This is a genomic window from Mangrovibacterium sp., from assembly GCF_059905295.1.
Genome location: NZ_JBZQJF010000018.1, coordinates 23,994 through 32,183 on the forward strand (window position 1 = coordinate 23,994; position 8,190 = coordinate 32,183).

The 8,190-nt window shown below is 43.3% G+C and carries 11 protein-coding genes; 3 read left to right on the forward strand and 8 right to left on the reverse strand.

What is annotated here, in order from left to right; genetic code table 11:
• Positions 1–14: 14 nt before the first annotated feature.
• The 6 genes from AC37HE_RS00880 to cysS form a co-directional block, all read right to left on the reverse strand.
• Positions 15–251 (reverse strand): hypothetical protein, encoded by a 237-nt coding sequence (locus AC37HE_RS00880; RefSeq protein ID WP_500780882.1) that lies wholly within the window; start codon positions 249–251, stop codon positions 15–17.
• A 17-nt stretch (positions 252–268) separates the two neighbouring features.
• A complete protein-coding gene (locus AC37HE_RS00885; RefSeq protein WP_500780883.1) occupies positions 269–658 on the reverse strand; it encodes an RDD family protein in 390 nt (129 codons plus the stop codon).
• A gap of 60 nt (positions 659–718) precedes the next feature.
• The gene (tdh, locus tag AC37HE_RS00890; RefSeq protein WP_500780884.1) at positions 719–1,747 is read right to left on the reverse strand and encodes an L-threonine 3-dehydrogenase; all 1,029 of its coding nucleotides are present in this window, start codon (positions 1,745–1,747) and stop codon (positions 719–721) included.
• Positions 1,748–1,823: 76 nt separating this feature from the next.
• Positions 1,824–2,306 carry a thioredoxin family protein gene (locus AC37HE_RS00895; protein ID WP_500780885.1) on the reverse strand — a complete coding sequence of 161 codons (483 nt, stop codon included), beginning with the start codon at positions 2,304–2,306 and terminating at the stop codon, positions 1,824–1,826.
• Between the two features lie 27 nt (positions 2,307–2,333).
• Positions 2,334–2,735: a nickel-responsive transcriptional regulator NikR gene (gene nikR / locus AC37HE_RS00900; protein ID WP_500780886.1), complete on the reverse strand. Its 402-nt coding sequence runs from the start codon at positions 2,733–2,735 to the stop codon at positions 2,334–2,336.
• Between the two features lie 127 nt (positions 2,736–2,862).
• On the reverse strand, positions 2,863–4,332 hold the full coding sequence (gene cysS / locus AC37HE_RS00905; RefSeq protein WP_500780887.1) for a cysteine--tRNA ligase: 1,470 nt from the start codon (positions 4,330–4,332) through the stop codon (positions 2,863–2,865).
• Between the two features lie 237 nt (positions 4,333–4,569).
• On the opposite strand from cysS, the gene AC37HE_RS00910 reads away from it, so the two are divergent.
• The 3 genes from AC37HE_RS00910 (at position 4,570) to AC37HE_RS00920 (ending at position 7,101) form a co-directional block, all read left to right on the forward strand.
• Positions 4,570–5,943: a radical SAM protein gene (locus tag AC37HE_RS00910; RefSeq protein WP_500780888.1), complete on the forward strand. Its 1,374-nt coding sequence runs from the start codon at positions 4,570–4,572 to the stop codon at positions 5,941–5,943.
• Positions 5,944–6,424: 481 nt separating this feature from the next.
• Complete coding sequence (locus tag AC37HE_RS00915; RefSeq protein ID WP_500780889.1) at positions 6,425–6,721, forward strand: type II toxin-antitoxin system HigB family toxin; 297 nt, start codon at positions 6,425–6,427, stop codon at positions 6,719–6,721.
• An 11-nt stretch (positions 6,722–6,732) separates the two neighbouring features.
• Positions 6,733–7,101 (forward strand): helix-turn-helix domain-containing protein, encoded by a 369-nt coding sequence (locus AC37HE_RS00920; protein ID WP_500780890.1) that lies wholly within the window; start codon positions 6,733–6,735, stop codon positions 7,099–7,101.
• A gap of 284 nt (positions 7,102–7,385) precedes the next feature.
• On the opposite strand, the gene AC37HE_RS00925 is transcribed toward AC37HE_RS00920, so the two are convergent.
• The gene (locus AC37HE_RS00925; protein ID WP_500780891.1) at positions 7,386–7,832 is read right to left on the reverse strand and encodes a hypothetical protein; all 447 of its coding nucleotides are present in this window, start codon (positions 7,830–7,832) and stop codon (positions 7,386–7,388) included.
• A gap of 168 nt (positions 7,833–8,000) precedes the next feature.
• Positions 8,001–8,190, reverse strand: a 190-nt coding sequence (locus tag AC37HE_RS00930) for a hypothetical protein (protein ID WP_500780892.1), incomplete at its 5' end; no start/stop codon positions are given.

Below are 8,190 nucleotides of genomic sequence, written 5' to 3' on the forward strand. Positions count from 1 at the left end.
TTTATTAGGGATTACTACTTATCACATGGTTTGTAAATAGCACCAGTCGCAAAATCAACAATTGCACCGGGCCAAAATAGTATTACATCAGCAATTAATGCAACTGCTCTTACTTTTCTTGCAGGTTCACCACTTGCAGGCTTGGTACGTTGACATGCGCTTATTTTACCTCCAAAAACAGTAGCACACGAGGGGAGTAGTGTCAATACTACAAAGCAAATTGCAGTAAATTTTACGAGCTTTTTTTTCATAATTTGAATAATTAAGATTAGACTTTAATCACTTGACTATTTGATAGTTTATCATGCCAGCTCAATTTGTTGGTGCTGAATAAGATACTTATTGGTTCAAAAGGAATGAGGCGTGATGCTGATCGGATTAGTACAGTCAGGAATGAAATGGAGGTAGCGTTTTTTTGGATCACTTTGGTTTTTGTTACCAATTTTCCAGGTGTGGTACCCAAAATTGATTCGAAAACAATATAATAGATTAAGTATAATAGAATTGATAAAAGACGATTTGAGTATCCGCTTTCAATAACTGAAGGATTAATATACCTTCCTATTAAAAAGAAAATAATTGTAGTAATGAAAAGAAAGCATAGAAAGTCAAGGATGAAATTAATGAATCTGATACCTCTTGAAACGGTTGTGTTCATAGGTTTTAGGTTTTGGTAGTAAAGTGTATGATAAGAAATTACGGATAATAATATATATTGTTACTCCCAGTCCAATATTATTTTCCCGCAATTTCCTTCTTCCATAATATCGAAAGCCTGTTGAAAATCATCTGCTTTCATGCGATGCGTGATGACCGGAGAAATATCAAGTCCGGAGGTTAACATCATTTCCATATGATACCAGGTTTCGTACATTTCACGGCCATAAATACCCTTTAGTGTTAATCCTTTAAAAATCAGTTTGCTCCAGTTGATTTGAGTCGTTTTAGGGAGAAGACCCAGCAAGGAAATTTTTCCGCCGTTGTACATGTTTTCCACCATGTCGTTGAATGCTATTGGAGAACCGCTACATTCTAATCCAATATCGAAACCGGAAACCATGCCGAGGCTGTTCATGGCATCTTTGATGTTTTCTTTAGTTGGATCGATCACCAGCGTTGCACCCATCTTACGGGCTAATTTGCGGCGATAAGGTGATAAATCGGTGCCAACAATATTACGGGCTCCGGCAAAGCGGCAAACAGCTGTAGCCATGGCTCCAATGGGGCCGCCAATGCCCGTTATGAGTACATCTTCACCTAACAAAGGGAAGGAGAGTGCTGTGTGGGTGGCATTACCAAGCGGATCCATGATAGAAAGCAATTCGTCGGGAATCCGGCTGTCGATTTTTAAGACGTTTTTCGCCGGAATGGAAATATACTCAGCAAATCCCCCGTCGCGCTGAACGCCGATCCCCAGGGTGTGGTCGCAGATGTGTTGTCTGCCGCGGCGGCAATTGCGGCAAAAACCACAGGCAATGTGGCCTTCTACAGTCACGCGTTCACCCACATGTACCCGATCAACTTCAGAGCCGGTTTCAACGACTTCACCCATGTATTCATGACCGATGGTGACGGGAGTTTTAATGGTATTTTGGGCCCACTCGTCCCATTTGTAAATGTGTAAATCGGTGCCGCAAACAGCTGCTTTTTTTACTTTAACCAGTACATCGTTGGGGCCTACTGCCGGCATTGCAACCTCTTCCATCCATAGGCCGCGTTCCGGTTTACTTTTGACAATTGCTTTCATTTTTATTTCCCTTAAAATTCACTGTTAAGTTAAATGTATTCCAAGGGATAATCCAGAATGAAAGTCATGTTTGTTCTTACTTTTCGTAGGTCTGTGGATCGAGGGCGGCCGGCGACCATTGTTTTAAGAAACCAAGCACCTTGTCCTTATCGTAGCCGTCGTTTGCCTCTAAATAGGCTGAATTTTGGGTGTGAATACGGTTTCCTTTGCCATCCAGTATTACGAATACAGGGAAGCCAAAACGTTGCGGAAAGCCGAGCTTCTGAAGCACATCCTCATTCTTGTTTTCTTTGCTGTAATTAACCAGGACAAATACATAGTTATCGGAGAGATATTGACTTATATCGGCATCGTCGTGAATGAACTGATGAAAACGGCGGCACCAAATACACCAGTTTCCACCAACTTGCAGAAAGACATGTTTTCCTTCAACTGAAGCTTGTTTTACGGCAGCATTGATGTCAGCCTGTGCATCAGCCTTCGGGTTATAAATAGGCTTTACCTGGGCCTGGCTGCCTAGTGCAACGACCAGTAGGAGTAGCGTTACTAATTTTTTCATGGCTAATATTGAATTGTTTGTTTACAGTTATTCTACTTTACTCATATTCAGTTTTCCGTGTTGAATGCCTTTGATGCCGATTAGTTGGTCTGCCAGTTCCGTTAACTTGAATGAAGGGCCTTTTACGGCAACAATCTCCAGGCAGTTTTCGGTGTTTAGGTGAAAAATTTGAGAGGAGAGAATCACTTCGGTATTTTCAGCTTCAATATCCTGAATACGATTGCGGATTTCCTTCTTGCTATGATTATAAACCAAGCTTATGGCTCCTGCAACCAGGTTGTCGCATTTCCATTTTTTCTCCACCAGGTTCTTTTCCACCAGGAACCGGATTGCTTGAGAGCGGTTGGCAAAATTATTGTCTTTAACATACTCGTCCAGAGCCTTTAGCAGTTCTTCGTCGAGTGATACACCAAAGCGGGAGACTGGCATAGCAAATCATTTTTTAGGGTTCGAAATCCTTGATCAACAAATGTAGCTTTTTGCCAGGCATTGACAAAGGACCATAAAAAACCCCTGCAAATTGTTTGCAAGGGTTTGTCATATGTTTGTCCTGAAATTACTTCAATTCCCAGCTGGCGCCTTCTTTGGTGTCTTTAATGACGAATCCAAGAGCAGTTAGCTCGTTGCGGATTTTATCAGCCGTTGCCCAGTCTTTGTTGGCTTTTGCATCCTGGCGTAGTTGCAATAAGAGGTCAATAGCCGAATTAAAAGCTTCGTTGTTCCCTTCGGCCTGTTCCGGCTTTTTCAAACCAAATAAGTCAAAAACAAAGGTATTGTAGAGACTTTTAAGTGCTTCTAAGTCTTCTGCCGAAATACTTGCTTTGCCATCAGCAACCGAATTGATCATTTTCACCCCGTCGAACAGGTGTGCAATGGCAATGGGGCTGTTCAGATCGTCGTTCATAGCGGCATAGCATTTTTCTTTCAGCTCTGCTACATTAACCGATGATGTATCGCTTGCTTTCAGGCTTTCCAGTGTTTCCGAAGCTTTCAACAAACGATCCATGCCTTTTTCAGCGGCTTGCAATGCTTCATTCGAAAAGTCGAGCGTACTGCGGTAATGCGCTGTCAACATGAAAAAGCGGATCGTCATCGGATCGTAAGCTTTCTCCAAAAGGGGATGATTGCCGCTGAAGAATTCGTCCAGAGAAATGGCATTACCGAGTGATTTACCCATTTTCTGGCCATTCAGCGTAATCATGTTATTGTGCATCCAGTAACGTACGGCATCGTGCCCGTTTGCTGCTTTAGATTGCGCAATTTCCGCTTCGTGGTGCGGGAAACAAAGGTCCATACCACCACCGTGAATATCGAAGGTTTCACCGAGGTATTTACAACTCATGGCAGTACATTCCAGATGCCATCCCGGAAAACCGTCGCTCCAGCGCGATGGCCAGCGCATGATGTGCTCCGGAGATGCTTTTTTCCAAATTGCGAAGTCCAGGGGCGAATGTTTTTCATCCTGACCGTCCAGTTCGCGGGTGTTCGACTGCATGTCTTCAATTTTACGGCCCGAAAGCTCACCATAAGGATAATCCTTGGCATATTTCTCAACATCGAAATACACCGATCCCTGGCTTTCATAGGCATAGCCGGCTTTCAGAATCTTTTCAACGACCTCAATTTGCTCGATGATGTGACCGGTAGCACGAGGTTCGATGCTCGGAGAAAGCACATTCAGCTTCTCCATATTCCGATGATAATCGTTGGTGTACAGCTGAACAACTTCCATTGGCTCCAGCTCATCCAAACGGGCTTTTTGGGCAATTTTATCTTCACCTTCATCGGCATCGTTGGCGAGGTGGCCTACATCGGTAATGTTGCGAACATAGCGCACTTTATAGCCAATATGCTTCAGGTAGCGAAACAGTAAATCGTAGGTCACAGCCGGGCGGGCATGTCCCAGGTGTGCTTTTCCGTAAACAGTAGGGCCGCAAACATAAAGACCAACCTTGCCCTCGTGCAGAGGAACAAAAACTTCTTTTTTGCGGCTTAGCGTATTATAGATCTGTAGTTGATTATCCATCGATTTGAGAAATTTCTGCAAAGGTAGAAATTTCTCGAAAACTATGCCTTTCTGAATGAATGGCAGCCTTCAATAGCTGATCTTTTTTAGATTTCATGATCAGCGATTTACTGGCTTTTGCACTTGGCTGATCTTTTTTTGAAAGGAATCATTTGTGCATTTGTTTTCAATTTATATTTGCGGCCAAGTTATTTGAAGTATTGAATGAATGGGTTAACGCCTTTAAAACAGCGGCACTTGCTGAGGAATCAGGAAGAATATCAGGTGAAATACAACTATTTGAAGTTCCCATCGCCTGATGAAGCTGCTACCGCGATGCTCGAACGCCAACAAATTCTGGAGGCTATCGGCGATCGTGTTCAATGGGGATTTCATAAGAGTAAGGTGGATGTAACGAACTTATCGCGCGGCTGCCGGCTTTGCGGCGAAGGGCAGTGGTCGTGTTTGTTCATCAACAACCTGTGTAACGGAAAGTGCTTTTACTGCCCGACACAGCAAACCGATCTGGCCCGGCCGGAGACGAATACCCTCATTTTTGATGAGCCTGAAACTTATGTGGAGTATATCCGCCGGTTTGGCTTCAAAGGGGTGAGTATTTCGGGAGGCGAACCCCTGATCTCATTCGATAAAAGCCTGGCTTTTGTGAAAGCTGTGAAGGAGGCTTTTGGCGACGAGCTGTATGTTTGGCTCTATACCAATGGCATTTTGCTGACTCCGGAAAAGGTGGAAGCCCTGAAAGCTGCCGGGCTGAATGAAATGCGCTTCGACATTGGTGCAACCGACTATAAAACAACACAACTGCAGTTGGCAGTGGGCCAAATTCCGGTTGTTACGGTCGAAATTCCGGCGGTTCCGCAGGAAGAAGAATTACTGAAACAAAAAATTCGCGAACTGAAAGATTTGGGTGTGAACCACCTCAATTTTCATCAAATGCGACTGACTCCCTACAATTTCAATCAGCTTATTGAGCATGATTATACCTACACGCACGGCGAAAAGGTAACGGTAATCGATTCGGAACTGACGGCGCTTCGGCTTATTCAGTACAGTTTGGATGAAGGGATCAACCTGCCTGTCAACTACTGCTCGTTTGTGTACAAAAACCGCCATCAGAAGTCGGCGAATCGTCAAAAGCATGCGCCTCTGGTGTTGTATCCGTGGGAGAGTATGACTGAAAACGGCTACATGCGAAACCTGTTTGCAAAGTTGAAACAGGATGAAGTCGCTCTTGTGCAGGACGCTTTCGCAATGGAAATTGCCGAAGGAAAGGTGAATTTGAGTACCCGCAGCGGACGGTTCAATTTTCACGTGGAACATTTACCGCGCGTAAAACAGCTCGGCCTGGCTTGTTTTGCAGAGTATCATGTGAGCCATATTTTTCCGCAGGCAACCGGCATGAACGACTTCGAGACCATTCAGTTGAACGACGATAAAGAAGTGGTAATCGAGCGCCGTTCGGCCTGTTTACCGGTTGAATTAAGCCCAATAAGGATGAATACTTTAGAGGCGATTGTTGCCGGGAAAGCGGAGTACAGCGAGGTGGAGGATGCTGATTTGCAGCAGATCCTTTCGTTCGAGCTGATCCCCTTAGGGCTGGCCGATTATTACTAGGCTTGTTTTTAGCTGACCTTTTGGGAGATGGATCACTTCGTTTTCGTGCTTTATTTTGCCGATGGTGCCATTGCGGCGACACAGGAGGAAGCAATCCTTGAAATGTAGAATATCGAATAACCAATAAGGAATGTAGAAGTAAGAAAGTGCTATTTTGACTATCTTCTCACTTCTACTTGTTTCCGATAGCGCTCAAACCAAGGGTAAAAGGAAACCTAGCTGGTGCGCTATTGTACCGCGTTCCTTTTTTGAAATTTGGAGTTTAAAACCTTGAATTTGAATCAACTTGCAGCTTGAGGCCAGGATCTTGCAACTCTTTCAATCTATCTATCCTTCAATGCTTATATCTGTCCTTGCGGCAACGCAGTAGAAAGGAATCTTCTATCTGATAGTTTTAGCCATAATGACATGAGAAACATCCTGTAAAAAGGAAGTTCCCGATTTGAGAATTATTGCTATCTTTGTTCCCATATAGGGAACTATGAAAAGAATATTTGCCAAAAGTACACTAAGAGAATTTTGGGAAAAATATCCTGATTCAGAGCAATATTTAAAAACCTGGTACGATACGGCCATGAATTCGGATTGGAAAACGCCCAACGATGTGAAACAGAGTTATGCTAATGCCAGTTTTCTGAAGGATAGCAGGATTGTTTTTAATATCAAAGGCAATTCATATCGGTTGGTGATTAAATTCAATTTCGATCATCAACTAGCATTTGTCCGATTCATAGGTACTCATTCGGAATATGATAAAATTGATGCAAACAGTATTTAAAAGTGTTGGATATGGAATTAAAACCGATTAAAACCGAACTGGATTACAGAGCAGCATTGAAAAGATTGGAAGAGATTTTCGATGCCAAATTTGGTACACCAGAAAGTGATGAGCTGGAGATACTTGGATTAATGGTTGACGATTATGAAAACAAACACTATCCGATTGATGCACCGGACCCGATTGAAGCGATTAAGATTCGAATGGAAGAAATGAACCTTAAACAAGTTGATTTGATTCCGGAGATTGGAGGGAAGAGCAGAGTGTCTGAGATTTTGAATCGGAAGCGTAGATTGACGGTCGAAATGATTCGGAAGCTGGCGGTTCGGCTGAATTTATCGGCAAACCTGTTGATTAAAGATTACCAATTAATGCAGTAGATATATCTTCAAAAACTTTAATGATTCCGTGTTCACCGACAGGGTGAAAGCAATCGGTCCCCCAACTTTTTCAAACTTTAGGAGGAAGCTGACCCCTGCGTATAAAAATCAGCCTGATTTTTTTTGCCTTTTTGGTGTTAAGACAAAAAAGTAGGTGGGGTTTGGGGCAAGGCCCCAAGTAAGTGTTTGAAGCCAGGATAGGCTGTACTTTTTGCGATATACTAAACGAATTAAATAGAAAAGGCCGGAATAACTCCGGCCTTCATCGTTGTATGGATGTTGACTTAAAACTTCATACTCAAGCCCAGCGAAGTATCGAATCCGGTACCTCCGCCAATTTCGAGGTTTACGCCCCATTTTTCATTCCAGTAATAACGACCACCCAACTGTAATCCAAGATTCATATCGACACCATTACCACTTAAAATGCCAAGGTTGGCACCCAGGTAGAAGTCCCAGTTTGACGGAATGAGCAACAGGCGGTTCCAGTGGTAGTCTACACGTCCAAGGGCTGCAAACTTGCTGTCATCGTCGATAACCAGCTTGATAACCGGGCCGGCGGTCCAGTCGTTGTGAAAGGCAAAGTCGGCTCCAACATAAAGCGGCAAACCATGGTCGCTGGCACCCAGACCGAAGTTCAACTGTTTTTCACCTTGCGAAAGTGGGGCAGATTGTGCAAATAGTCCCGCGGAAATAAAGAATAAGGCAATTGTTAGAATTCTTTTTTTCATTGTTTTCTGTTTTTTGTAATTGACTTTAGAATGATCAAAATTAGACATGCTTTGATGTTTTTTCGATCATACAAACGGAGAGAAGGCTTTGTTAGTATCAATCCGAAAGCAGTAATGCTATTTTCGGCTAACTAAAAACAAAGGTACAATTTATTTGAAAAAGCCCTTTTAACCGGCAATAGCTGTCAAATCGGTTTTCTGATCCAGTTGGATGTACTGAATGATGTAGCTCGATAGCTGGTCGTGCCGACAGTCTTTGAGTTTTTCGCCCTCGCAGAAGTCGAACAAACTTTGGCAGCCCGCATCGCAAAACAGTTTTTTCAGGCGCGCATCATCCTTTATATCGGAATGGTGAAAG

Excerpts from the sequence above, each read along its gene's own strand:
- AC37HE_RS00880 (WP_500780882.1), bottom strand. The coding sequence starts at position 251 with ATGAAAAAAAAGCTCGTAAAATTTACTGCAATTTGCTTTGTAGTATTG.
- AC37HE_RS00885 (WP_500780883.1), bottom strand. The coding sequence starts at position 658 with ATGAACACAACCGTTTCAAGAGGTATCAGATTCATTAATTTCATCCTT.
- tdh (WP_500780884.1), bottom strand. The coding sequence starts at position 1,747 with ATGAAAGCAATTGTCAAAAGTAAACCGGAACGCGGCCTATGGATGGAA.
- AC37HE_RS00895 (WP_500780885.1), bottom strand. The coding sequence starts at position 2,306 with ATGAAAAAATTAGTAACGCTACTCCTACTGGTCGTTGCACTAGGCAGC.
- nikR (WP_500780886.1), bottom strand. The coding sequence starts at position 2,735 with ATGCCAGTCTCCCGCTTTGGTGTATCACTCGACGAAGAACTGCTAAAG.
- cysS (WP_500780887.1), bottom strand. The coding sequence starts at position 4,332 with ATGGATAATCAACTACAGATCTATAATACGCTAAGCCGCAAAAAAGAA.
- AC37HE_RS00915 (WP_500780889.1), top strand. The coding sequence starts at position 6,425 with ATGAAAAGAATATTTGCCAAAAGTACACTAAGAGAATTTTGGGAAAAA.
- AC37HE_RS00920 (WP_500780890.1), top strand. The coding sequence starts at position 6,733 with ATGGAATTAAAACCGATTAAAACCGAACTGGATTACAGAGCAGCATTG.
- AC37HE_RS00925 (WP_500780891.1), bottom strand. The coding sequence starts at position 7,832 with ATGAAAAAAAGAATTCTAACAATTGCCTTATTCTTTATTTCCGCGGGA.